The following is a 25,615-nucleotide window of genomic DNA, read 5'->3' on the forward strand; positions in this document are numbered from 1 at the left end:
TCGACTCTTCCGGTTCGCACTCGATAAAGAGGGAGCTGTTAGAATTTTAGCCCTTACCGGTGTAGCCAGGTCCGTTTTTTTACATTGTCCGTTTCAGGCGTCCGCCTCTAATTCCTCCAGAAACCAGCGGGTGGTCACGTCCAGTCCCTGCTGCAGATCGTGGGACGGGGAGTAGCCCAGCAGCGACGCCGCTTTGGATATATCCGCCTGCGAGTGCCGGACATCGCCGGCCCGGAAATCGAGATAGTCCGGTTGTGCATCGGCGACGCGCGCATAGCACTTGGCAAGCCGTTCCCTGATTTCGCTGAAAAGCTCATTCAGCGTGGTACGGGCACCGTATGCCACATTGTAGACCTGGTTTACTGCCTGCGGATTGGATGTGGTTGCCGCCAGCAGATTCATCTGCACCGTATTGCCGATGAAACAGAAATCCCTGGAGGTCTCACCATCGCCGTTGATGCGGCAGGTAACCCCCCGGTAGAGCTCCTCTATCCAGCGCGGGATTACCGCGGCATAGGCGCCTTTGGGGTCCTGGCGTGGCCCAAACACGTTGAAATAACGCAGACCAATCGACTCGACGCCGTAGGTTCGGGCGAATACATCCGCATATAACTCGTTGACGTACTTTGTCACCGCATAAGGCGAGAGCGGCTTGCCTATCAGTTCTTCTTGCTTCGGCAGGCCCGGATGATCCCCATAGGTCGAGGAAGAGGCCGCATAAATAAACCGCTTCACCCCGGCATCCCTGGCCGCGACCAGCATATTGAGAAAACCGGTACTGTTGGTGTCATTGGTGGTTAACGGATCATTGATTGAGCGGGGGACACTGCCCAGGGCGGCCTGATGCAGTACATAGTCAACCCCCTCGGCGGCGATCCTGCACTGTTCAATGCTCCTGATATCCAGTTCATGGAAGGTAAACCGTTGCCATTGTGTGTCACTGACCAGGCCACGGACCTTCTCCAGATTGTGCCGATGACCGGTGGCAAAGTTATCCAGGCCCACCACCGTCTGGTCGAGTTGCAACAGCTCTTCCAGAAGATTCGAACCGATAAAACCGGCGGCACCGGTAATCAACCAGGTACGCGGATTGCCCCGAAGTTCGTCCCGAACTTGCATGAATACTGACATTTTCTAGCCCTACCTCACCCTGCTGATGCCGCCCTGTCCTGGGGCATCCGGGCGTGCCGTGGATCAGCCCTGGGTATTTTATAACAAGCTGTTAATAATCCTGCAGATTGTACTTTCAAACACCCCCCGGGGCCAGTGGAATAAGATAACATGAGTGACAATTCCTTATCTCCCCTCCGACTCCGCGGGGTATTCAATTACGCCCGGACACCGGAGTACAATTGAAACGATGATGCACCACCGTTGCAGCACAGCTGCGCTTGCCCTGCATCGCAATTAAAACAACCAGAGCATGCTGCATTGAATATAGGATTCTTCAGTTATCTATTTGCTTTTATAGCCTTTGCGGCGCTGACGGGCCTGCTCATCACCTCCTGGCGGGGCCGTTCGCTCGGCCGATTGCTGATTCTGGCGAGCAGTTTTTCCGGCCTCTGGGCGGGGATTTCCGCACTCTCTGCGCTACGCATCATAACTTTTCCCGGTATCTTGCAGCTGTTGGAATTGGGTCGGGATGCCTTCTGGTGCCTGTTCCTGTTGAAAAGCGTCCAGTCCAACAGCAGTCAGAAGCTGAGCGGGCTGTTGCGTGTCACCCCGATAAATCTGTTCACCGCTTTTCTGGCCGTAGCCAGTGTGATTACGGTCGTCATTCCCCTGATCGGGACGCTAACAGCGAACCCCGGCCTGATCGGCCATGATGCCACACTGGGAATTTGGGTCGCCTTTAATATTATTGCCCTGCTGTTGCTGGAGCAGCTCTTCAGAAACTCCGCCCTTGAGCAACGCTGGGCGATCAAGCATCTCTGCATCGGCATCGGCTGCATATTCTCCTATGACTTTTTCATGTTCGCGGATGCCCTTCTGTTCAAGCAGCTTAACCCGGCTCTGTGGAATGCCAGGGGTATAGTCAACGGTTTAATGGTCCCGCTGATAGCAATCTCGGTAGCGCGCAACCCCAAATGGTCACTGGACATCTACATCTCCCGCAACGTGGTTTTTCAATCCGTCACCCTGATCGCGGCCGGGATTTACCTGTTGGTGATGGCATCGGCAGGTTATTACATCCGCTTTTACGGCGGCTCATGGGGTTCCACGCTGCAGATAGCGTTCCTGAGCGGCACCGGTGCGCTGCTTCTTATTATCCTGTTTTCCGGGACCATACGGGCCAAGCTCAGGGTCTTCCTGAGCAAGCACTTCTTCAACTACAAATATGACTACCGGGAGGAGTGGCTGCGGTTCACCCAGACGCTTGCCGATAGCGATGATGCGGTACCTGGCAGGATCCTGCGAGCGATGTCGGCTCTGGTCAACAGCACCGGGGGCGCGCTCTGGATCAGACGTGACAACGGCCGATACGAATTCACCAGCAGCCTGAACATACCCGAACCGGTGCAGGGGATCACAGCGGAAAATGACTCGCTCTGCACCTTTCTGGAGAAGAATCAGTGGCTGGTTGACCTGGAGGAATTCAAAAGGAATCCAGATCTTTATGGCGGCTTCACTCCACCCGCCTGGCTGACTGGAATGCAGAATGCCTGGCTGGTTGTGCCACTGCTGTTCAAGAACGGCATTTTTGGCTTCATTGTCATCGCCCACTCTACGTCACAGCAGTCCATCAATTGGGAGGACAGGGATCTGCTGAAGATGGCCGGTCAACAGGCGGCCAGCCATCTGGCGCAGCATTTTTCCGAAAAGGCGCTGACCCAGGCGCGGCAGTTCGAGGCATTTAATCGGCTGTCCGCCTACGTGGTACATGATCTCAAGAATATTCTTGCGCAACAGTCGCTGATCATTTCGAATGCCGAGCGACATAAACATAAGCCGGAATTCATAGATGATGTGATCGGTACGGTCAGAAACTCGGTCATGCGCATGACCAACCTGATGGAACAGATGAAGAGCGGTATGCGGGGCAACACTTCACAGCGAATCAATCTGGGCGCACTGCTGGAAGAAGTGGCAACCGCACATGCTGCAGGAAAACCCGCCCCTCTCCTCAGACCGCCTCCGGAAAAACTCTTTGTCCGGGCAGACAGGGAACAGCTGGCGACGGTATTCGGCCATATTATCCAAAACGCCCAGGATGCCACACCCAATGACGGACATGTTATTATCAACGTGACACCTGCTGGGGATATGGTCGTGGTGGAGGTCGAAGACAATGGCACCGGCATGGATCAGGAGTTCATCAAGCAACGCCTTTTTCACCCCTTTGACTCCACCAAGGGCCTGACGGGTATGGGGATCGGCGTGTATGAGAGCCGGGAGTATATCCGTAGCCTGAGCGGAGATATCAGTGTCAAAAGTACACCGGGGGAAGGTTCGATTTTTCGTATCGCCCTGCCCTGCGTGAGTGCCTTAGTAATAACGGACTAGCCACAGTGGGGTAGCGTGTGACGGACTTGAGTAAGTACCTGTTAATCATTGAGGACGATGTTGGCCTACAGAGTCAACTCCGGTGGTGTTTCGATGATTTTGAGGTGCTGATCGCAGGCGACAGGGAAGAGGCTATTACACAGATCCGGCGTCACCAGCCCGCGGTTGTAACGCTTGATCTGGGATTGCCGCCCGACCCAGGCGGCGTCAGCGAGGGACTTGCAACCCTGGAGGAGATACTCTTCATTGCCCCGGGCACGAAGATTATCGTGGTAACGGGAGATAATGACCGGACAAATGCGGTAAAGGCGATTGCGCTTGGCGCCTACGATTTCTGCCAGAAACCGGTGGAACCGGATATCCTGTCGTTGATAATCAACCGCGCCTACCACGTAAGTGAATTGGAACAGGAAAATATCAAACTCCAGAAGGGTCAGTTCAGAACCCCACTCAACGGCATCATTGCAACCAGCCCGGAAATGATCAAGGTTTGCAGGACCATCGAGAAGGTTGCACCATCCAATATAACAACGCTACTGCTTGGCGCCAGCGGCACGGGAAAGGAGCTTTTTGCGCAGGCCCTGCATGACCTCAGCCCGCGGTCCGATCATAAGATGGTCGCCATCAACTGTGCTGCCATACCGGCAAACCTGCTGGAGAGCGAACTGTTCGGCTACGAAAAGGGGGCTTTCACCGGCGCCGCGAAACAGACCCGGGGTCGAATTGAATACGCCAACGGAGGCACGCTGTTTCTGGATGAAATCGGCGATCTGCCGATTGATCTTCAGGCCAAGCTGCTGCGTTTTCTTCAGGAACGTGTGCTGGAACGCATCGGTGGACGCGAAGAGATCCCAATCGATGTGCGAATCATCTGTGCCACCCACCAGAATATTCAACAGCTGATTGAAGAAGGCCGCTTCAGGGAAGATCTGTACTACCGGATCAGTGAGGTGACCATAAAAATACCGGCACTAAAGGAGCGTGAGGGAGACGCGCTGGTATTGGCCAAGGCGTTTCTTGAGCGCTTCAGTAAAGAGTATAACCAGCAGATTAGCGGCTTCGATAAAAATGCCATTCTTGCTATCGAACACTATGACTGGCCCGGCAATGTGCGTGAAATAGAGAGCCGGGTAAAGCGGGCGGTAATCATGGCGGAAAACGCGCTGATAGCCCTGGAAGACCTTGAGCTCGTCGCGCCCGATGCGGAGGCGATGCCGTTAAATTTAAAACAGGTTCGTGGGGAGGCTGAACGCAGGGCTATTCTGCGGGCGCTTAACCATACAGATGCAAATATTTCCGATACCGCAAAGATTCTGGGCGTCACCCGCCCGACACTTTACAGCCTGATGGAAAAATACGATATCAAGCCATGAGGGGTGACAGACGCCTAGGAGTCTGTCGGGCTTGACCGATCGTAGCGAGGGAAAGCCGGTTTGAGCCAGATTTTTCGATCTTTCGAGGAGAATAGTGGACCTATTTAACGAGAAAGATCGGAAAATATGGCCAAATCCGGCTTTTCCGCAGTAGATCAGCGTTAAGTCCGACAGACTCCTAGCGCACACCCTTTTTGAAAAAAATAATCTCCGCTGTTTGCACCAGTATGTAGAAATCAAACAACAGGCCGTGGTTTTTCACGTAATAGAGGTCGTATTGAAGCTTTTCCATGGAGTCTTTCCTGGAGGCTCCGTAGGGGTAGCAGACCTGCGCCCAGCCGGCCAGCCCGGGCGTGACCCGGTGTCTTTCCTTGTACAGGGCATTCACTTTAGAGAGCTGCTCTACAAACTCGGGGCGTTCCGGGCGGGGGCCCACCAGGCTCATGTCGCTGACAAAAATATTCCATAGCTGGGGTAACTCATCCAAGCGGTATTTGCGTATGCATGAACCGACCCGGGTAATTCTTGAGTCGTTCGGTTGCGCCCAGCGGGCCACGCCATCCTTTTCTGCGTCCGCGCGCATACTGCGAAACTTGTAGAGATTAAAGCATCGCCCATCCCGCCCTACACGTTCCTGTCTGTATAACACCGGCCCGCGCCCCTTGCCCTCCAGCAGAATGGCAAGTGCCGTCAGCGCCATCAGCGGTGCACAGATGAGCAGCATCACCGAACTGATCAGGATATCGAATGCCCGCTTGGCAACGGAACGGAGAATATTGCGCTTGAAACCTTCCGCATAGATCAGCCAGCTTGGCTGGATAAGGTCTAGCCTTATCTTTTCTGTTTCACGTTCGAAAAAATCGAGCAAATCGGTTATCGATATGCCGCTCATGCGGCAGTCGATCAGGCCTTCAAGGGGCAATCTTCTGCGCCTGTCATCCGGTGCAATGACGATTTCATCTATCTGATGCTCGACGGCAAAATGGCGGATATCGTCATCAATATCGAGCAGTTTGTGATTGCCCACCTGAACCGGCTCGTCCGGGGAGGTCCGTACATAACCGACCAGCTCAAAACCCCGCTGATCGGTCTTGCGCCTGAGTTTATCGATGGACGCGGCGCGTCGGCCGGCCCCGACGACCAGGACCCGCCGCTGCAGGACATTACCATCGACAAATTTGTAGAAGTAGATTCTGAGCCCGATCGAATAGACGATGGCCAGCAGAACAAATTCGCCGATATAGGCGGCATCCGTGGTAAACAGCGAAAAAAGCGCATCCAGCAGGATCATCGCCAGAAGACCCGAGAGACATGCCACCATCAGTCTGATCAGCGCTCCCTTGATACCTTCCCGCTGGCGGGCGTCGTACAGCCCCATGGAGGCGATGGCAAGGACCAGAATCATGCCGGCGAAGGCCGCTTCCGGCCAACGCTGGGCCAGTGGAGAGGAAAGCCGGGTGGTATCCAGCAGGGGCGACACGAACAGGTATACCGATACAAACGAGAGATATTCAACTACGGCGAGCAAGAGGAACTGGGCATGAAAGAAGTGTCCGAAAAGCCGCACCTTTCCTCTTAGCGAGTGAAGGCGCGAAAAGACACTCATCTTGTCGCTTGTCACGACATCGGCAGACACACCTTCGGATTCGGAATGCCGTAAAATAGGCTGCTCATTCACGGACCGAATCAATGTAATCTTAGGACTGCCTTGAGCGCTCATACATTCTCCCTTGCACCCTGGTTATTCTATTCTTTCCTTGGCGAACTTTGTTCTACTCTACCCGGGTTTTGTGTCAGCAAAACTGCAAAACAGTGTCAGTTGAATTATTACTCTGCCTTGAATACCCCGGTAAAATCGTTCTATCGCCTGCTAATAGTAAACCCTGGCGAGAGATATGCCTAGCCTGGTCGATTCAAGCCAAGGCATAGCGCTGCCTATATTAGCGCGACCGGCACCCTTGAAATCCGCATATATCCGCTCTTCATGGAGTGGTCGGCAAACTTGCACAGGGAAGCTTATTCATGATTCGGCAGGGGACAATCTGACCCGGCAGCCCGTGCAACATCCTGTCGCCGGCTGATTTCAGGCATTAATCAGGCAATGGATTCACTCTCGATTCTGCAGTGACAGCGGGGTAACCCGAGGTTTTGTATCGCTCTGGACACACCGTTTCAAGACAGCGGAAAGCCCCTCTACCGCCTCTGGGAGCGGCCCTGAAGCCAACACCGGTATAGCCAGATTGTCACTCTCGTGGACCATCATGATTACGATATCATTATTTATAAGTGCCGCTATGTACGGACTATTTTGCTGTTGAACATACGGATAACCGTCACCCGTCATCAGATAGTGATACCCTTCGGCTGTGCAACTATCACCGGCTGTGCCGGAAGCGGTCCCCCCCATGATGGCAGTTGGATCGGCACCCTGTCGCAGCTGCCGGGCAACCTGATCGTCCTCGTCGATGAAGCTACCGACCAGCATCGGAATGACGAATGCGAACAAAAAACCGAAGGCGACAAAGTAAAGCACCACTCTCATGCTCTTGCCCTTTCCTAAACCAAACCGGTCCGCTTGCGGATCTGATGCGTGCTCATTTCACGAATCTCAGTCAGTATGAAATCAGCCTATGGACTACCCTTTTTGCAAGATATTCCTTGTACACTTGGAGACCAGCCCTACAATCAGAGTAAGTGATATCCTACAATTGGATTTTGTATTATTTTAGAACCATTTTTTCAGTCAATCTCGTTTATGCAATATTCTCGCCATTTATATATCTCTATGTAATATAAGAAATATAATTCGCGAGTTCGTGCTGAGCTGTAAAATAATCCGACATGTTATCTCCTCCGCGCGATTTCATTCAGCTCGCCGAGCCAGGCAATCCGCCAATCGATCCCACGCCGGCTCTCCATCCGGCAGTCCAAAACGAATAGCCGACTGCTCCGGGAAGTGTCGCACCAGGATACCGTGGCGCGCCAGGCGATCCGCAATCGAATCGGCCGCCGCGCTTTTAACATACTGGAACAGTAATGTCCCTCCCGTGGGTTTTAGACCAGCACGGCTCAATAGCGTTTGCAGCCGGGCTCCGGCCAGGGAGAGTTCACCACGCATCCTCACCTGCCACGCCTCGTCGGACAGCGCCCCGATAGCCACCCAGCGTGACGGCCCCGCAATGCTCCAGGGACCGAGTTTCACCCGTATCCGCTCGAGCAGCGCTGTTTCGGCCAGGACAAATCCCACCCGGACCCCGGCCAACCCGAAAAATTTTCCCAACGAACGCAGGATGATCAGTCCGGCCCTGGGCGTAACGCCGGCCAGACTCTGTTCCGGTGTGGCATCCATAAAGGCTTCATCGATCACCAGCCAGCCGCCTCTTGCTGAAAGCCTGTTATGCCATGCCAATAACTGTGACCGGGTAAAAACACGGCCATCCGGATTGTTGGGATTACAGATAACCAGCACATCCAGCTCATCGATGCGGCCTTCTATCGCATCCGCGGCGATCATCCGTACCCGGTGGTTGCCGTATCTCCAGGCGTGCGGATGTTCGCCGTAGCAGGGCTCAACCACCCCAACATTCGAAACGGGTCTGAGTGCGGGAAGCACCTGAATCGCCTGCTGCGAGCCCGCCGCCGGCAGCAGACTGCGGCATCCATAGTAGAGACGCGCCGCCTGCTCCAGCCCGTCCTCCTCTTCCGGCAGGCGCCGCCACACTTTATCGGGCGGCCGCGGGGTGACCCAGCCGTCCGGATTGATGCCGGTCGAAAGATCCACCCACTCCTCCAGCGGAATCCGATAGGCCTCCGCGGCAGCTCTCAGCCTCCCGCCATGCTCAAGCAAGCAGCCATCCTCCCATCAATATCCCAATCACCCACAACAGCAGGCTTTTGTGCACCAGATCGATGGCACGATAGATATCACCCGTTGCGGGGACCGCCCCGGTCCCGAAATGGGGTTTGTTTTTCACCAACCCGGCATAGCAACAGGGACCGCCGAGTATCACGCCGAGCGCACCCGCCCCGGCCGTCATCACGACCCCGGCATTGGGGCTGTCGAGGATGCCGGCCTGCTCCCGCCAACAGCGGATACTTCCGCGCCAATCACCGGCAACGGCATAAGCCAGGGCGGTCAGCCGGGCCGGCAACCAGTTCAGCAGGTCATCCAGGCGCGCAGCACTCCAGCCAAAATCCAGGAAGCGCGGGGTACGGTAGCCCCACATGGCATCCAGCGTATTGACCAGCCGATAGACCACCACCCCCGGGGCGCCGGCCAGCAAAAACCAGAACAGTGCACCAAAGATCGCATCGGCGCCGTTTTCCAGCACCGACTCCAGGGTGGCACTGACGATGGCCGCGTGCGGCATATCCTGGGTATCCCGGCTAACGATCCTGCCGACCCGCTCTCTGGCGGCATCCGGGTCGGGAAGTTGCAGTGCCTCGGCTACCGCTCGCGCATGCCCCGCCAGGCTGTTGGCGCCGATCGCGAGATACAGCAGCAGGATATCGAACAGGGGACCCAGCCAGCCACTGAGACCATGGGCGGCCAGGGCCAGGGGCGTCACCAGCAGCAGAACGGCAAGGCTGCCGGCGATCCGCATGGCTTTGCCGCTGCGCCTGTTCAGGCGGTTCTCCAGAGAGTGCGCCATCCGGCCGAACCCGATCAATGGGTGCCAGCGCCTGGGTTCACCCAGCGTCCAGTCCAGCAACAGCGCTGGCAGAATCAGCGCGAAACTCACAGCAGCACGGCCGCCACAACCAGCGACATCGCCTCGGTCAGTTCACAGAGGGCCCCTGCCGCATCGCCGGTGAAACCACCGATGCGTGACATGATGGCCTGGCGGTAGAGATAAAACAGCGCGGCGCAGGATAACAGGATCCACACGGCGGACCATCCCAATATCACCAGACAGAAGAGTGCCGAGGCCAGCAGCACCCGGACGGCCTGCGCTCGCGGCAGATGCGCGGCGAGCGTGGAACCGAGGCCCACCGGCCTGATATAGGGCAGGTAGAGAAAGATCGCAATCAGACTGAGCCGACCGAGCAGCGGGGCCACCAGAAGGACGCCCCAGGCGCCCTGCGTTGCCAGCGCCTGCAGCGCGGCCAGCTTGACCAGCAACAACAGCACCACGCCAGTGACCGCCATGGGGCCGCAGGTGGGGTCCTTCATGATCTCCAGGGTTCTGTCCCGGTTCCCCTGACCGCCGATCCAGGCGTCGGCCATATCGGCGAGCCCGTCTATATGCAACCCGCCGGTCACCACCACCCAGACGACCAGCAACAGCACGGCACGCAGCAGAGGATCGGCCGTGCCGGCCAAGCTGTCGGTGACTATCAGCAACAGCCCGATCAGCAGACCGACCAACGGATAGTAGAGCAGGCTTCTCCCCTGCTCCGCTTCACCCGGCAGCGGACCCGGCACGGGAACCGGCAACCGGGTCAGAAACTGTAATGCGAAGAGAAATTGCCGGATCATATATTCAATCGTTTTCAGGGGCCGCTGATCCGCAATGAAACACCAGCCGCGGACAGCCCTGCTCAATACGGATTCGACTGATTCCCGCATAGGGTAGCTCTATCCGGAACAGATGACGCAGGGAGATCTCCAGCACCTGGCCGATGATCATCCGATTGACGCCCCCATGGGCAACGATCAACAGGTGCTGGCCTTCATGCAGCGACTGGATATCCCGCCAGGCCGATGCCACCCGGGATTGAAACCGGGTCATCGGTTCCCCCCCAGGTGGCGGGCAGTCCACGGGGTTATTCCAGAAGGCGCCCACCAGTTGGGGAGATTCCCGATACAGGATCTCCGGTGAGCGGCCCTCCCAGTCACCAAAGCCGATCTCTTTAAGGCGCTCATCGATTGTCATCGGGATGCCCGCCTTGTGACTCAACTCGGCGGCAAACTGCGCACAGCGCAACAACGGCGAGGAGATGATGCGGTCCCAGGGGGCGTGGCCGGCTGTCGCCTCACGCATCTGCCGCCAGCCGCGATCGCTCAGCGGATCATCACGCCAGCCGCGAAACAGCACGCCACCTTCCGGTTCGCCATGACGGATCAGATCGATCGTGGTCGGGCCACCGCCCGTTTCCGGATCCACTCGCGGCACACTCATCCCCCGGCCACACCGGCATCGGCAAAGGTTGCCATGCGGTTATGCAGATCACAGGCTGCACGCAACAGAGGCACCGCGGTCGCCGCCCCGCTGCCCTCGCCCAGGCGCATGCCCAGGTTCAGCAGCGGACGCGCGTCCAGCGCCTGCAGCATCAACTGATGACCCGGCTCGGCCGATTGATGGGAAAACAGCAGCCACTCCCGCACCTCGGGCCGGTGGCGTACCGCCACCAGCGCGGCGGCCGTGGTGATATAGCCATCGACCAGCACCGGCAAGCCCGCCTGGGCACAGCAGAGGTAGGCACCGGCCAGGGCGGCGATCTCGAACCCCCCCAGACAACGCAGTGCCTCCAGGGGTTGATGGGTGAGGTCCCCGTAGCGTTGCAGCGCCTCTCTCAGCAGCCTGACCTTGTGGGAGACACCCTGCTGGTCGAGGCCGGTCCCCGGCCCCGCCAGCTTTTCGGGTTCGGCCTCCAGCAGTGCGCAGCCGACTGCCGCCGCCGCCGTGGTGTTGCCGATCCCCATGTCGCCGCCGATAAACAGTTCAGCCCCCTGTGCCAATGCCCTGCGGGCCGCGGCACGACCGGCATCCAGGGCGATAGCCAGTTGCGCGGGGGTCATGGCATCCTGATGCTGCAGGTTGGCGGTGCCCGCCCCGGCGCGGTGACTGATGACACCGGGCAGATCCGCCGGTTCGGCCACGGTACCGACATCGACCACTTCCAGGGTGGCGTCGAGGGAATCCGCCAACACGCTGATGGCCGCGCCGCCGGCGGAAAAATTGGCCACCATCTGTACGGTGACCTCCTGGGGAAAGGCGGAAACCCCGGAAGCGGCAACCCCATGATCGCCGGCAAACACCGTTACCCACACCTTGTCCACCCGGGGTGACTCCCGGCCCTGCAGGACCGCCAGGCGGATTGCCAGCGACTCCAGCATGCCCAGCGATCCGGCCGGCTTGGTCAGCTGCAGTTGCCGCGCTGTCGCGATATCGCTATAGGTCCGGTCCGGTACCGCTACCGGGTCATTCAGCCAGTCTGGTTTCAAAGTGGTTCCCCTTTAAGTATCAGTGGCAGGCCTGCCACGGTGAATACGACCCGGTCACAGAGCTGTGCCAGGCGCTGATGCAGCCAACCGGACTCGTCCTGAAAACGCCGGGTGATCTCGCCCAGCGGCACGATGCCGAGCCCCACCTCGTTGCTGACCAGAATCAGGTCGCCCGGCAAATCCGGCACTACCGACAACAGCGCCTCGGTCTGTTCCTGAAAGTGCCGGCCGTCATCCAACAGCAGGATATTGGATAGCCAAAGGGTCAGGCAATCGACCAGCAGCAGTTGTCCGTCGGTGCAGTGCTGGCGGAGGGTGGCGGCGAGATTCAACGGCTCCTCGATCAGCTGCCAGCGCTCGGGACGCCGTTCACGGTGCCGCCTGATGCGCCGCTCCATCTCCAGATCTTCCTCTACCAGCGCTGCCGTGGCGACATAGATCACCCGACTGGACGACTCCGTTGCCAGTCGTTCCGCCAAGGCGCTCTTGCCCGAGCGGGCGCCCCCGAGAATCAGCTGTTTCACGCCATGCTTACCCGCTGGATCAAAAAGCGCCCATTATGGAGGCCAAATAATCGAAGGTAAACTTGAAACGCAATTCCTGTAGAATCGCCGCTTCCATACAACTTCAGGTGCCCGGCCGGTTTGCGGCCGGGAGAATCGGGAAAGCGGTGAGACTCCGCTACGTGCCCAACGCTGTAATGGGGATTTTACGGGTGGACCGGTCCATGCGGACGCGGTCAGCCACTGGGCTGCTTGCCCGGGAAGGTATCTGTATAAAGATGATCCTAAGTCAGAAGACCGGCCTGAAGCCCAATCACGAAGGATACCTGGTCACCTATCCTCGGTTTTCCAGCCAAGGGGAATATGATGGAAAATCAATCTATTGAGCACCAATTCGAGCACGTTTTCAGTGACGCCGAACGCCACGCCCTGTACAAGGCGATCTACTCGCGCCGCGATGTCCGGGGGCAGTTCAAGCCGGATCCGATTCCGGACGAGATCCTGGCCCGCCTGTTACAGGCGGCGCATCATGCGCCATCCGTGGGTTTCATGCAGCCGTGGAATTTCCTGTTGATACGCTCCCGGGAGGTCAGGCAACAGGTACATCAGTTGTTCCTCGAAGCCAACCGGGAAGCCGAGGCGATGTTCGAAACAGCCGAGAAACGACATACCTACAGTTCACTCAAGCTGGAGGGCATCCTGGAATCTCCGCTAAACCTGGTGATCACCTGCGACCGCGAACGTGCCGGTCCGGTTGTCATCGGGCGTACCCATTATATGGCCATGGATATCTACAGCAGTGTCTGTGCGGTGCAGAATCTCTGGCTCGCCGCCCGGAGTGAAGGTGTCGGTGTCGGCTGGGTCAGTATATTTGACCGGTCAAAACTCAAACAACTGTTGAATCTGCCGGCACAGGTCACCCCGGTCGCCTATCTCTGTCTGGGCTACGTCGAGCACTTCTTCAGCGAGCCCGAACTAAAGAGCGCCGGCTGGCGGGAGCGGTTGCCACTAGAGGAGCTGGTCTACGTTGACCACTGGGAAAACAGTCACCCGAAGGAAGAACAGGGATTATTGACAGAACTAGCCAGACCGGCCTATTGATCCGCAACCACCCGGGGGAGGCGAACGCCTCCCCCGGGTGCTCTCTGCACTCCGCCACGGGCCGGCCGGGTCTGTTGATTTAGCGCAAATTTTCACCTTCCCAAGGGACTGTCAATAGAAACGGATTCGGATATACTCTTGATTGCTTTTATTAATTGGCCTATTCGGGTAGTTTATCTTGCGTTACCAGAAGCAGTACGGTTCCGTTGTTCCATTCGTCTTGTGTCAGGACTGTCTGTTCAGGGGTTAATGCCGCTCGTTGTCATTAACCCCGGATAGTTGTTTTTATGTTGAATAAAAAAAACGAGGGGAGAAATGAGTTTAAGTAACTTGCTACCGCCATTACTGGGGATACTGGGCCTGTTTGTGGCCTTAAAAATCTACAAGCTGGTCATGCGCTACGAGACCGGCGGCGAAAAAGTCACCAAAATAGCCGAAGCGATACATGAAGGCGCCATGGTCTTCATGCGGCGCGAATACCAAATGTTGGCTGCCTTCTCGGCAATCCTTGTGGTACTGCTGCTGTTCATGCTGGGGGTGAAAACCGCATTTGCCTTCGTCGTGGGCGCCAGCGCCTCCGCTTTGGCCGGTTATATCGGCATGTTCGCGGCCACCCAGGCCAACGTGAGAACCACCACCGCGGCTCACGAGAAGGGTGCGTCCGAAGCCCTCTCCATCGCCTTCTTCGGCGGTTCCATTATGGGTCTCTCGGTCGCTTCGCTGGGCCTGCTTGGGCTTGGTACCCTCTACCTCTTCTTCGGGGGCGATCCGGAAACGGCCCATGCCATCCACGGGTTCGGCATGGGCGCCTCGACCGTGGCCCTGTTCTCCCGTGTCGGCGGTGGTATTTTCACCAAGTCAGCCGATGTGGGTGCCGACCTGGTGGGTAAGATCGAAGCGGGCATTCCGGAGGATGATCCACGCAATCCCGGAGTCATTGCCGATAACGTGGGCGACAACGTGGGCGATGTGGCCGGCATGGGGTCGGATATCTTCGAGTCTTATTGCGGCGCTATGATTGCCACCATTGCCATCGCCTCCACCATGACGGCCGACTTCCTCGACCCACTGGGCAAGCAGGCGGACCTGATGTTCCTGCCCCTGGCGCTCTCCTCGCTGGGACTGATATGCTCGGTCATGGGCATTCTGCTGGTACGCAAGTACTCGGCAAAGAGCCCGGAAGTCGCGTTGCGAATCGGCACCATTGGGGCGACGATCCTCTTTATCATCACCTCCCTGGCATTGATCAAGGTGATCGGGGTATCCGCCGCCGTCTGGGGTGCGGTACTCTCCGGGGCGGTCGGTGGCATCATCATCGGACTGGTCACCGAATACTATACTGCCGGCAAACCCGTCATACGGATTGCAAAAGCCGGTGAGACCGGCCCGGCCACCGTGATGATCGCGGGGCTCGCCATCGGTATGCAGTCAGTGGTCATTCCGATCCTCACCATCTGTGCCATTATCTTCGTCTCAAGCTCACTGGTAGGACTTTACGGTGTGGGCATCGCCGCCGTCGGCATGCTGGCGACGGTGGGTATTACCATGGCGATCGACGCCTACGGGCCGGTTGCGGATAACGCAGGCGGTATTGCCGAGATGGGCGGACTGGGTCCGGACACCCGCGCCATCACCGATTCCCTGGACGAGCTGGGTAACACCACGGCCGCCATCGGCAAGGGCTTTGCCATCGGTGCCGCGGCACTGGCGGCGCTGGCCATTATTACCGCCTATGTCGAGACCGTCTCCGCCAACATACCCGATTTCGCACTCAGCCTGAACAATCCGCATGTGCTCATCGGTCTGTTCATCGGCGGCGTCCTGCCGTTCCTGATCGCGTCGATCACCATGACCGCCGTAGGTGATGCCGCCTTCGATATGATCAAGGAGATCCGTCGGCAATTCCGCGAGATACCGGGTCTGATGGAAGGCACCGCCGATCCCGACAGCGCACGCTGTGTGGATATCGCCACGACGGCCGCCCTGAAGAAGATGATTCTGCCGGGAGTCATCGCGGTAGCGGCACCGATGGTCATCGGCTTTATATTGGGTGCCGAGGCGCTCGGCGGCATGCTGGGTGGGGCCTTGCTCGCCTGTGTGCTCCTGGCGCTGATGATGGCCAATGCCGGCGGCGCCTGGGACAACGCCAAGAAGCATATCGAAAAAGGCAACTTCGGCGGCAAGGGCTCCGATGTCCATAAGGCCGCTGTGGTGGGCGACACCGTCGGCGATCCCTTCAAGGATACCTCGGGCCCCTCGATGAACATTCTCATCAACGTCATGGCGATTGTCAGCCTGGTCATCGCCCCGCTACTGGACTGACCCGGGAAAACGATGATCCGCGGGCTGACCCGGATCATGGGGGCGGCGACCGATATGTTTCGGTCGCCGCGCCTCCCCGGCCGACCTCCGACCGTCCCCTGTATACCTCTTATGTAGTAATATTATTTACAGGACCTACCGGCCGGCGTTGCTCTATTCCGCATGGTATCCGGACAGGCAATTTTCTTCTGACGATGTCGGGAGTGGATCGATTTGACCAGAATATGGTCTAATTATTCGGTGACCTCCAGAGCGCGCATACAGGAAGTGGATCATGGATATTTTCATTCGCAGGCTACCCAATGCCACCACCCGGCTCGACCTGATGCAGTTCATTACCTCGGCCCTGAATCCCAAGTGGTATCTGCTGCAATTTTCGCCGCTCGGAACCCTTCGACATTGTGATATCTGCCGCATCGAGGACCCCAAGCTCGGGCAGGTTGAATACCATGGCATCGCCCATGTCACCCCTGCGTCGGCCGCCCTCAGCCTGATCCACCGGCTCGACGGCGAAATATTCAAAAACAAGCGCGTTGAGGTGCGGAAATTCTTCCGTCGCTCCATACATCGGGACAGAAGAGATCGCTCATCCACGGCACCCGATGCGCTCCACGAGCAGCGCAAGCAGGATCGCCGGCGGCCCGGAATACGCCTGGATCATCTGCATGCCGGAATCACCGCCGATACACGGTTACACGGCGGCGGTTTTGCGGCGCTGCCGCACTAGTGTAGGCCGCCAGAAATAGCGGAAATATATGCTTAGCCCTAGTTCGTAGCGCCGCCAGGCGATAACGGGCCAATATTCCAGTATTTATAAGTTCCAGTCTGTTTGGGTAGACCCGGAGTCTGTCGGGATTGACTGAAACGCTCCTTGCCCGCCGCCAGTGCGCTTGCCTGCCTGGCCACCTGTACCTGGCCACGCCATGCGACCCGCTCTACGCCGGGGCCGAAGCGAGGCGGGTAATCCGGCACTCCTGTCAAGAAATCCCCCGCCAGGCCGATACAGCCACATGTATTTCGCTGGTCTCATCGATCTATTCCCGGCTGTATAGGTAACCGCGTATGCCGACAATACCTGAGCTATGTTTTCCACTGCGTCAGCAAGGCAGACGGGACGGGCAGACTGCATTGCTCATTGATGAAGCGCAGAGCCGTAAAACGCTTCGGCCGGTCCTGGAGGCGGCCGGCTATCGGGTGCTGGAGACCGCCGACCCGCAGGTGGCGCTGGATTATTTCACGACCGAAAGACCGACCATCGTTTTTATCGACCAGGAAATCGCCGGGCAGGATGGCCATCAGGCGGTGAGACGAATGCTTTCTGTCAGGGACCGCAAGTTCATCCCGTTTATCTGCTTATCGGCACAGACGGACGAAGAAGCCTATGCGAGTTGCATCGAGTTGGGAGGACACGACTTTCTCACCAAGCCGGTATCGCCGATTCTGCTGCAAGCCAAGCTGCACTCCTTCGAACGGGTGCGGCAGATCCATTCGGATGCCATGCGCCTGCATGGCCAGATGCGAATGGACCAGGAAATGGCGGAGACGGTATTTAACGGTGCGGTGATCGCGGACAATATCAAACGGGACTGCCTGAATACTATTATCAAGCCGGCCGAGGAATTCAACGGCGATGTGTTGTTAAGCGCCTATGCCCCGTCCAGCAACGTTCACATCCTGTTGGGCGATTTCACCGGACACGGTCTTGCGGCGGCATTTGGTGCGCTGCCGGCGGCGGAAGTGTTTCGCGCCATGACCGCCAAAGGGTTTTCACCGCAGCAGATCGTCTCGGGGATCAACCAGAAACTCTACAGCCTGCTACCGACCGGCATGTTTTTCGCCATCCAGTTCATCGCCATCAACCACGATCTCGATTATGTCAAAGTAATAAATTGCGGCATGCCGGACATCCTGCTTCTGGATGGTGCGTCCGGAACCATCCGCCAGCGCTTCAGCTCGCAATCCTTCCCACTTGGCATAGCGCCTGAATTGGAATTTCAGGAGCAGTTTGTCCGCGCCAGGATCACCCCGGGCGACCGTATATTACTGGTGAGCGACGGCGTTACCGAGGCGAGAAACAGGGACAATGCCTATTTTGGCAAGGCGCGCCTCGAACAGGCACTCCTCGATAAGCGACCCGATAAGTCGGTCCTCGACAGCGTCCTCGGTGCGCTTACGGCGTTCTGTGCGGGTGCCCCTCAGGACGACGATATCAGCCTTGCGGATATCCCCTGCGTACCAGAACTTCTGCCCAGGTGGGCGGAAAAAGAAAACAGCCTCGGGCGGATCCCCCCTGCTTCCAGCGCGCCGATCAAAGGCGAATTCGTGCCGACAACGGCGGGTTCCGAGGGCGATCCGCTGGAGTTTTCCATCACCCTGCCCGGTAGTCGTTTAAACAAAACCGACCCCATCCCCCTGCTTATCAACCATATCCAGGAAATGGAGGGACTGCATCGACATCGTCGGCTACTGTTTACCCTGCTCAGCGAGCTCTATGTCAATGCGCTTGACCATGGGCTACTTAACCTGAACTCGGAGATAAAGAGTACAACGGATGGGTTCGCCGAGTATTTTGCCGAGCGCGAGAAGCGTCTGCAGCATCTGGATCAGGGGTTCATCAACATCGCTATTCAGAGCTATAAAACGGCGCAGGGCGGGAAGATAAAAATACGGGTTGAAGATAGCGGTCCCGGCTTCGATCTTTCGATTATCAATGCCTATCTACAACCGGAATTGAACATTCCGAGTGGCCGGGGCATTCAATTTCTCCACTCCCTCTGTGATTCGGTAAATTATGAAGAACCGGGAAACAAAGTGACGATCGTCTTCTCCTGGGCCACCGAAGCGGCCATCTGATGCGATTTCCCGACCAACTGTTTCCTATTTGTTCTCTCTAAGCTATAATAGAACCACTAGAGAACAGGTGGGGGACAACATGATAGAACATCTGACACGCAGACAGCAGGAGATATATGACTACCTGCAAGACAATCTGGACAAGTTCCCCCACCCCCCGACACTTGATGAGCTCTGCAGCGCCCTGGGACTCAGCTCCAAGGGGTCGCTGCACAAGCAGATTCAGGCCCTGATCGATGCGGGCCTGATAGAGCCGATGAATAACCGTCGCCGCGGCATACGTCTCGCCGGTGAGGGGCAGGATGAAATGGAGGGACTCCCCTTCCTGGGTTATATCGCCGCAGGCCGGCCGATCGAGGCGGTTGAACAGCATGAGCGGGTGCAGGTGCCGGACTTTTTACATTCCGGCCGGCCCTGTTATGTCCTGCAGGTAAAAGGCGATTCAATGATCGAAGAGGGAATTCTCGATGGTGACCAGATCGTCATCGAACAACGAGATCATGCACGCAACGGAGAGATAGTCGTTGCCTTGGTGGATGGCAGTGACGCCACGCTCAAACGCATCGAGCAGAAGCCGGGTTGCGTGATTCTGCACCCCGCCAATTCCACCATGTCACCCATGACCTACGCACCGGATCAGGTGCGGATACAAGGGATCCTTGTCGGCCAGATGCGACGCTATCACTGATAGCGGAGCGTAACTACTCACCCAGTTTACAATTGATTGATCTGCCTTGTTGGCCGATCTCGATGGCGCCTCGAATCCGGCTCTTTTTTCAGATTCAAGCCTGCCCTTGTTTGAGCGAAGCGAGTTTGGGCAGGCGCTGAAAATGGGGCCGGATTCGAGGAGACAAGCCATCGTGTGAGGCCGGCGAGGCAGGCCAATCACCCCGTGAGTAGTTACAGCGGAGCTACGTCGGTTCGTAATTGAAAGTGATCTCCTCATCCACAGCAATCCTGACTCTGGCGTAAAGATCAAAGCCGTAAAATTCGGCGTTGCCCGGTATTTTGTGGTTGAGATACCGCAGGAGATTTTTACCGCTACGCCCGATTGCGTTCGCTTCATCATCCGTATCGTAGACCCAGAGTACGTACGTGCCATTCCGGCTGGCAGTCGGGCCGTGATAGGTCCCTATATAATCGCCCTTTTTCAGTTCCTGTCTGGCAAAAACACCGGTGCCATGGATGTTTGAGGGAGCCACATAGATCAACTCCCTGAGCTCACAGTTTGTTACCCGAGGCTGTAATGGCATGCCGCCTCCTCTCGCAGATTCTTCATTGCCGGCTCATGCATATCCTTTCCGTATGGGCAACTACTCACCCGGACTGTAAGGACCTGTCAATAAATAACTATTACATCTTGCTGGTCTTTTCGTCCGCCTTCGGCGTTACGGCAAGACTTACATAGAACGACTATGCGCGCCTTGCCGTGCCTTGAAGGCAAACAAAAATCCGGCGCAATATGTAACAGTTATTTCTTTCCAGGCCAATCACCCCGTGTGTAGTTACCCGTATGGAACAAATGGCCCTATTTATCGGGGCAGGTCCGGAAACCGGCAATCCACAGCCCGGTCATCCCGCAATCCGCTCACAGGGCACTGCTCTGCATGGCCAGATGCCGCGTCTCCCCGGCCACGGTTCCCCAGCCGATGCGATGCCGCTTCAGTGGCGCCTCCCCGATCCTGCCGAAAAGCTCACTCATGGACCGGATCTCCCATTGCCCCCCCTTCCACATCACCAGCAACCGCTCGAACACCTCGAGCAATTCGCCCCCTTCTCGCTCGGCGGACAGGCTGAAGACCTCACCATTGGGCATGATGCGCTGGCAGGCGGCATAGAGATACTGATGCAGATTGTCCTGGTTGATCTCCTCCTGGCTCAGCAGTTCATCCAGCGTGGGCAGTGTCGTCGGTATCTGTGGACAACGGGAGAGGGCTCCCTGCAGTTCCGGCAGAAAGATGTGATGGCCCCGTACATCGGATGCGAACTCAAACCCGAAACCCTCCTCTTCCGTCAGCAGATGGGGATTGACCTGCCACCCCCTGGCAGCGTAATAACGCGGCTCTCGGCCAAACAGACCGGTGAAGTTTTCCACCGCCCGGGCCACCTCGTTATGGGTCCAGACAGCCGTTCGGAAGGCCACATCACGTTGCCAATCCAGGGCAGTGAAGGAAGAGAGGCCGATATCGTGGCCGGCATTTGCCACCGCCAGGAGATTGTCCCTGCAGCGCCTGCCGATATAGGAGACCGGCAGCCGCTGTCTGATGAGTGTCGGGATGAGATGCGCGAATGGGTAGCGTGTATAGTCGGGACCCAGGCTGAAAAAGAACGAGGCCTTTACCTGGTGCTCATCCAGCAGGCGCAACAGGGCTGGTACCCCTTCAAGCGCACCTTTCTCTGATCCTACCTCGATTCTAAGTGACAGTCGCAATTTCTAAATACACCCTTGATTACACGTTTTGAAACCCGGTTGACAGCGATTCCTGCACCGTTCGCTGAAAAGTATACACACAGCGGATTGAAAATTGGACCTGGCTCCACCCTTTATCCCACAAATACCGATGAACAGTGTGTAGGATGGGTGGAGGCGCGCGCCGCCGTTGTTGGAGGCTGTCCATGGCGGCTGGGCGCGCCGTAACCCATCTTCGGGTGCGGATGCGGGTGCGTGATGGGTTGCGCGCCGGAGAGGGAGCCAGCAGAGAGTTCATGGGGGTGCTCCACCCATTCTACGCCCAGATGCAGTCCGGCCCACCTATGGAGAAAGGGCAGACCTAACTTCTCTTTTTCAACGCATCCGCAAGTGCGGCCGCCATGGCACCCCCGGCGACCGGAGTGTTCGGCTTTTGCTGCCTGGCCGGCTTCTGTTTCGGCTTGGCGGCTGTTTCACCCGAGGAGACACCCCGTCCTCGCTTCCCCTGTCCGCGATTAACGTCGTCGCTATCGCTCTGATCGGATAACCGCATGGAGAGGCCGATGCGTTTTCTCACCACATCCACCTCCATCACCTTGACCTTGACCAGATCGCCGGCCTTGACAACATCACGCGGATCCTTGACGAATTTTTCCGCCATGGCGGAGATGTGGACCAACCCATCCTGATGGACGCCAATATCGATAAAAGCACCGAAATTGGTCACATTGGTGACCACCCCCTCCAGCACCATATCGGGTTTCAGATCGGCCACCTTTTCGATGCCTTCCTGGAAACTGGCGGTTTTAAACTCACCCCGGGGATCCCGTCCCGGCTTCTCCAGCTCAGCAATGATATCGGTCACTGTCGGCACGCCGAATCGTTCATCAGTAAACTGCTCCGGCCGGAGCGTGCGGAGGAATGACCGGTCGCCGATCACATCCTGGATACGGCGCCCCGCCTTGCGCAGAATCTTTTCCACAACCGGGTAGGCTTCAGGGTGCACCGAGGAAGCATCGAGGGGATTGTCTCCGGCATTGATACGGAGAAAACCGGCCGCCTGCTCAAAACTCTTATCACCCAACCTGGGCACCTTCAGCAGCTGGCGCCGATCGACGAAGGCACCATGTTCATTCCGGTAGCGGACGATATTTTCCGCCAGGGTTCTGTTTAATCCGGAAACCTGGCCGAGCAGCGCGGGCGAGGCGGTATTGATGTCGACGCCCACCGAGTTCACGCAATCTTCCACAATATTATCCAGCTGCCGGGCCAGGCGTGTCTGATTGACATCGTGCTGGTATTGGCCGACGCCGATCGCCTTGGGATCGATCTTCACCAGTTCCGCCAGCGGATCCTGCAGTCTTCTGGCAATCGACACGGCCCCGCGCAGGGTCACATCCAGCTCCGGCAGTTCGGCCGATGCCAACTCGGAAGCGGAATAGACCGACGCCCCAGCCTCGCTCACCATCACCTTCTGCAGCTTCAGCTCGGGATGGCGTTTGATCATGTCAGCCACCAACCGGTCGGTTTCCCGAGAGGCCGTGCCATTGCCGATGGCCGTGAGACAAACCCCGTGGCGCTTGGCAAGCACCGCCAGTGATGCGATGGAGGCGTCCCACTGATATTTCGGGGCATGCGGATAGATGGTGGCCGTATCCAGTACTTTTCCGGTGGCATCCACCACGGCCACCTTGACCCCGGTGCGCAGACCCGGGTCGAGCCCGAGAATCGGCAAGTTGCCTGCCGGGGCCGCCAACAACAGGTCATGGAGATTGTGACCAAATACCTTGATAGCCTCCTCTTCCGCCGCCTCACGCAGGCGCATCTTCAGCTCCAGGTCAAGGTGGCTGAAAATCTTGACCCGCCATGCCCAGCGCACGCACTCTTTCAACCAGGCGTCCGCCGCACGCCCCTGATCCTCTACCCCCACCTGACGGGCGATGGTCATTTCACAGGGAGAGGTGCCCTGGATAGCCTCATCAACAACCAGTTCCAGATTCAGCAGACTCTCGTTGCGCCCGCGAAACAGCGCCAATGCCCGATGGGACGGGATCTGGCGAATCGCTTCGGCATACTCGAAGTAATCCTTGAACTTGGCCGCCTCCTGTTCCTTTCCCTTGACCACCTGAGACTTGACGACACCCTGATTCCAGAGGTAGTCGCGCAATGTGCCGAGCAGTTCCGCATTCTCAGCAAAGCGCTCCATGAGGATCTGCCGCGCCCCCTCAAGCACCGCCTTTTCATCGGCAAAACCGGCTTCCTGATCGATATATCCTGACGCCTCCGCCTGCGGATCGAGTGTCGGATCGGCGAGCAGTTTCAGTGCCAACGGCTCGATCCCGGCCTCCCGTGCGATCTGTGCCTTGGTCCTTCTTTTGGGTCGGTAAGGCAGGTAGAGATCTTCCAGTCGGGTTTTGGTCTCGGCGGTGACAATATCCTTCTCCAGCGCCTCGGTCAGTTTGCCCTGTTCGCGAATGCTGTTGAGCACGGTCGTACGCCGCTCCTCAAGTTCGCGCAGATAACCCAGGCGTTCTTCCAGATTCCGCAGTTGCGCATCGTCCAGGCCACCGGTTTTCTCCTTCCTGTAGCGGGAGATGAATGGCACGGTTGCACCTTCATCCAGCAGCCCTACCGCGGCCATCACCTGGGGCATGGCCACACTCAACTCTTCGGCGATCTGACTAATAATTTTCTGCATCACAACTTACGATCTCGGTTATATGCTGTCGTCAGGCAGGCGTACAAAGCCGCTCCGGCCAGTCAGGGTTTTCGCGGCCCGTAGGGGCAGGCCCCTGTGCCTGCCCTTTGTCCGGGCAACCACGGGGGGTTGCCCCTACGGCCATCCCTGGCCTCCGCGGCATAAGTCCATCCCTGGACAAAACAGAGCCGGGCCAACTGGCTCGGCTCAATACAGTTTTCATTATGACGATGAATCGCTAATTGCCCATCCCAGGCACCTGTCGGACCTGGCCTCGCCAGGAGCGAAAATGCCCGCCAGGTGCCTGAATAAAAGCAGCCGGTGGGATTCAGACGCTGCAGCTATCCGTATAAACGGACATGATTGATTTGAGTTCGTCCAGCACCGCCTGTTGCGCCTCCGGCCTGAGGTGTGACAGTTCCGGCAAGGCCTGACCCTGCTCCAGCAACTGGATTTTACGCCGTACCTCCTGGCACCCGTTTCTACAAATGGCCTCTATACAGGCATCGATAGTCATGTTCCGCATAGCGTCGTTAGCATTTAAAAATACTGCAGCAATTATATAGGAGATTATTCGGCCCCTGCCAGGACTCTGTCCGGCCTGCATCTGACCGGCGTGAAACTCCCTGATACGCAGATCACGCAAAGTCTATGGAAATCATCGACTCTGCCCGGTTTTGTTCCTTTATCCCAGGCCCTGACCCGGCACAAAATAGTGGTTCTCTTTTTGTTCTATCGATGCTAGGATAGAACCACTAGAGAACAAGGACTGTCCTGATGTGCGACCATCGCAGGGAGTGAACGTCGCAATTGCCCCCACAGTTGACCTATCAGGTGAGCACAATGAGCTATAAAAACGGCTATATCATGCAGGATCAGGTTCGCAATCAGATACCCAGTTTGATGGCATGCAATCTAAGCAGGAAACCTTCCCGATCGGAATCGCGGTTGCACCTGGTTTCGGTCGCGGTGGTCACCTCGGTCTATTTCCTGGCCATGGCGATATCCGTCTAGGAGTCTGTCGGGCGTGACCTATCCCATCCGTGTTCATCTGTGTGTATCCGTGGTTCGGCGCCGTCACACTATGTAAGCCTTGCCGTAACGCCGAAGGCGGACGAAAAGACCAACAAGGCGAAATAGTTATTGAGTGACAGGCCCTAAGCCCCGGCTTTGCCGGAGGTAGTTAACCAGCGCAAGCTGCAGGTGAGGTGGCGGGTCGCCTGGAAAAAGGACCGTGAAATGCTGCCGCGGGACGCCAGCATTATTTGATCTGGAAGCGTGACTTCCAGATCAAATAATCCGGCAGATTAAGCAATCCGCCAGATTAAAAAATTCAGGGTGTATTTGTTGATCAGCCGGTTATTTTGGATCCGCCGGCGGCACTTTCATTCACCCGCTCACGTAGCTCCTTACCCGGTTTGAAATGTGGAACATACTTTCCGGCCAGCGCCACCGACGCACCGGTCTTCGGATTGCGTCCCTGTCTCGGCGGGCGAAAGTGCAGCGAGAAACTCCCAAAGCCCCGAATCTCAATGCGTTCCCCGGAGGCCAGGGTCTGACTCATCTGTTCCAACATGCATTTGATAGCCAACTCCACGTCACGGTAGGCAAGGTGGCTTTGTTCTTTTGCGATGACGTCAATCAATTCAGATTTTGTCATTCTTTTTGAATCCCCTTGATGAG

Annotated in this window: 21 protein-coding genes and 1 riboswitch; of the genes, 8 read left to right on the top strand and 13 right to left on the bottom strand. The window is 57.3% G+C overall.

The window, feature by feature from the left end; translation table 11 throughout:
* Nucleotides 1–93 precede the first annotated feature (93 nt).
* Nucleotides 94–1,131 carry an SDR family oxidoreductase gene (locus NPX02_RS02985; RefSeq protein WP_260291715.1) on the bottom strand — a complete coding sequence of 346 codons (1,038 nt, stop codon included), beginning with the start codon at nt 1,129–1,131 and terminating at the stop codon, nt 94–96.
* Nucleotides 1,132–1,374: 243 nt separating this feature from the next.
* Between NPX02_RS02985 and prsK the strand changes: the two genes are divergently transcribed.
* Nucleotides 1,375–3,504 carry an XrtA/PEP-CTERM system histidine kinase PrsK gene (gene prsK / locus NPX02_RS02990; RefSeq protein WP_260291717.1) on the top strand — a complete coding sequence of 710 codons (2,130 nt, stop codon included), beginning with the start codon at nt 1,375–1,377 and terminating at the stop codon, nt 3,502–3,504.
* A 17-nt stretch (nt 3,505–3,521) separates the two neighbouring features.
* On the top strand, nt 3,522–4,877 hold the full coding sequence (prsR, locus tag NPX02_RS02995) for a PEP-CTERM-box response regulator transcription factor (protein ID WP_260291718.1): 1,356 nt from the start codon (nt 3,522–3,524) through the stop codon (nt 4,875–4,877).
* 178 nt (nt 4,878–5,055) lie between these two features.
* Here prsR and NPX02_RS03000 read toward each other — a convergent pair whose 3' ends face one another.
* The 8 genes from NPX02_RS03000 to cobU all read right to left on the bottom strand — a co-directional run bounded on the left by NPX02_RS03000 (nt 5,056) and on the right by cobU (nt 12,569).
* Nucleotides 5,056–6,597 (bottom strand): TIGR03013 family XrtA/PEP-CTERM system glycosyltransferase, encoded by a 1,542-nt coding sequence (locus NPX02_RS03000; RefSeq protein ID WP_260291720.1) that lies wholly within the window; start codon nt 6,595–6,597, stop codon nt 5,056–5,058.
* A gap of 387 nt (nt 6,598–6,984) precedes the next feature.
* Entirely contained in the window at nt 6,985–7,419 is a 435-nt protein-coding gene (locus NPX02_RS03005; RefSeq protein ID WP_260291721.1) for a hypothetical protein, read from the bottom strand.
* 321 nt (nt 7,420–7,740) lie between these two features.
* Complete coding sequence (cobD, locus tag NPX02_RS03010; RefSeq protein ID WP_260291722.1) at nt 7,741–8,724, bottom strand: threonine-phosphate decarboxylase CobD; 984 nt, start codon at nt 8,722–8,724, stop codon at nt 7,741–7,743.
* The gene (cbiB, locus tag NPX02_RS03015; protein ID WP_260291723.1) at nt 8,717–9,619 is read right to left on the bottom strand and encodes an adenosylcobinamide-phosphate synthase CbiB; all 903 of its coding nucleotides are present in this window, start codon (nt 9,617–9,619) and stop codon (nt 8,717–8,719) included. The genes cobD and cbiB overlap by 8 nt, the downstream gene beginning before the upstream one ends.
* A complete protein-coding gene (locus NPX02_RS03020) occupies nt 9,616–10,356 on the bottom strand; it encodes an adenosylcobinamide-GDP ribazoletransferase (RefSeq protein WP_260291725.1) in 741 nt (246 codons plus the stop codon). Before NPX02_RS03020 ends, cbiB begins: the two co-directional genes overlap by 4 nt.
* A gap of 4 nt (nt 10,357–10,360) precedes the next feature.
* Complete coding sequence (locus NPX02_RS03025; RefSeq protein WP_260291726.1) at nt 10,361–10,999, bottom strand: histidine phosphatase family protein; 639 nt, start codon at nt 10,997–10,999, stop codon at nt 10,361–10,363.
* Entirely contained in the window at nt 10,996–12,045 is a 1,050-nt protein-coding gene (gene cobT / locus NPX02_RS03030) for a nicotinate-nucleotide--dimethylbenzimidazole phosphoribosyltransferase (RefSeq protein ID WP_418067315.1), read from the bottom strand. Before cobT ends, NPX02_RS03025 begins: the two co-directional genes overlap by 4 nt.
* Entirely contained in the window at nt 12,042–12,569 is a 528-nt protein-coding gene (gene cobU / locus NPX02_RS03035; protein ID WP_260291727.1) for a bifunctional adenosylcobinamide kinase/adenosylcobinamide-phosphate guanylyltransferase, read from the bottom strand. The genes cobT and cobU overlap by 4 nt, the downstream gene beginning before the upstream one ends.
* A gap of 88 nt (nt 12,570–12,657) precedes the next feature.
* Nucleotides 12,658–12,868, top strand: a riboswitch (cobalamin riboswitch).
* 46 nt (nt 12,869–12,914) lie between these two features.
* Here cobU and bluB point away from each other — a divergent pair.
* The 5 genes from bluB (at nt 12,915) to lexA (ending at nt 19,512) form a co-directional block, all read left to right on the top strand.
* The gene (bluB, locus tag NPX02_RS03040) at nt 12,915–13,649 is read left to right on the top strand and encodes a 5,6-dimethylbenzimidazole synthase (RefSeq protein WP_260291728.1); all 735 of its coding nucleotides are present in this window, start codon (nt 12,915–12,917) and stop codon (nt 13,647–13,649) included.
* A 315-nt stretch (nt 13,650–13,964) separates the two neighbouring features.
* Complete coding sequence (locus NPX02_RS03045) at nt 13,965–15,971, top strand: sodium-translocating pyrophosphatase (RefSeq protein WP_260291729.1); 2,007 nt, start codon at nt 13,965–13,967, stop codon at nt 15,969–15,971.
* A 274-nt stretch (nt 15,972–16,245) separates the two neighbouring features.
* The gene (locus NPX02_RS03050; protein ID WP_260291730.1) at nt 16,246–16,698 is read left to right on the top strand and encodes an RNA-binding protein; all 453 of its coding nucleotides are present in this window, start codon (nt 16,246–16,248) and stop codon (nt 16,696–16,698) included.
* A gap of 401 nt (nt 16,699–17,099) precedes the next feature.
* Nucleotides 17,100–18,824, top strand: a complete 1,725-nt coding sequence (locus NPX02_RS03055; RefSeq protein ID WP_260291731.1) for an ATP-binding SpoIIE family protein phosphatase — start codon at nt 17,100–17,102, stop codon at nt 18,822–18,824.
* 82 nt (nt 18,825–18,906) lie between these two features.
* Nucleotides 18,907–19,512: a transcriptional repressor LexA gene (gene lexA / locus NPX02_RS03060; RefSeq protein WP_260291829.1), complete on the top strand. Its 606-nt coding sequence runs from the start codon at nt 18,907–18,909 to the stop codon at nt 19,510–19,512.
* 223 nt (nt 19,513–19,735) lie between these two features.
* On the opposite strand, the gene NPX02_RS03065 is transcribed toward lexA, so the two are convergent.
* The 3 genes from NPX02_RS03065 to NPX02_RS03075 form a co-directional block, all read right to left on the bottom strand.
* Nucleotides 19,736–20,077 (bottom strand): SET domain-containing protein, encoded by a 342-nt coding sequence (locus NPX02_RS03065; RefSeq protein ID WP_260291732.1) that lies wholly within the window; start codon nt 20,075–20,077, stop codon nt 19,736–19,738.
* A gap of 335 nt (nt 20,078–20,412) precedes the next feature.
* Nucleotides 20,413–21,255: a polysaccharide deacetylase family protein gene (locus NPX02_RS03070; protein WP_260291733.1), complete on the bottom strand. Its 843-nt coding sequence runs from the start codon at nt 21,253–21,255 to the stop codon at nt 20,413–20,415.
* 340 nt (nt 21,256–21,595) lie between these two features.
* Entirely contained in the window at nt 21,596–23,932 is a 2,337-nt protein-coding gene (locus NPX02_RS03075; RefSeq protein WP_260291734.1) for a Tex family protein, read from the bottom strand.
* An 843-nt stretch (nt 23,933–24,775) separates the two neighbouring features.
* Between NPX02_RS03075 and NPX02_RS03080 the strand changes: the two genes are divergently transcribed.
* Nucleotides 24,776–24,946, top strand: a complete 171-nt coding sequence (locus tag NPX02_RS03080; protein ID WP_260291735.1) for a hypothetical protein — start codon at nt 24,776–24,778, stop codon at nt 24,944–24,946.
* Between the two features lie 337 nt (nt 24,947–25,283).
* Here the strand turns inward: NPX02_RS03080 and ihfB are convergent, their stop codons facing one another.
* Nucleotides 25,284–25,592: an integration host factor subunit beta gene (gene ihfB / locus NPX02_RS03085; RefSeq protein ID WP_260291736.1), complete on the bottom strand. Its 309-nt coding sequence runs from the start codon at nt 25,590–25,592 to the stop codon at nt 25,284–25,286.
* Nucleotides 25,593–25,615: the final 23 nt, after the last annotated feature.

Source organism: Sedimenticola hydrogenitrophicus (assembly GCF_025175675.1).
GTDB classification, from domain to species: domain Bacteria; phylum Pseudomonadota; class Gammaproteobacteria; order Chromatiales; family Chromatiaceae; genus Sedimenticola; species Sedimenticola hydrogenitrophicus.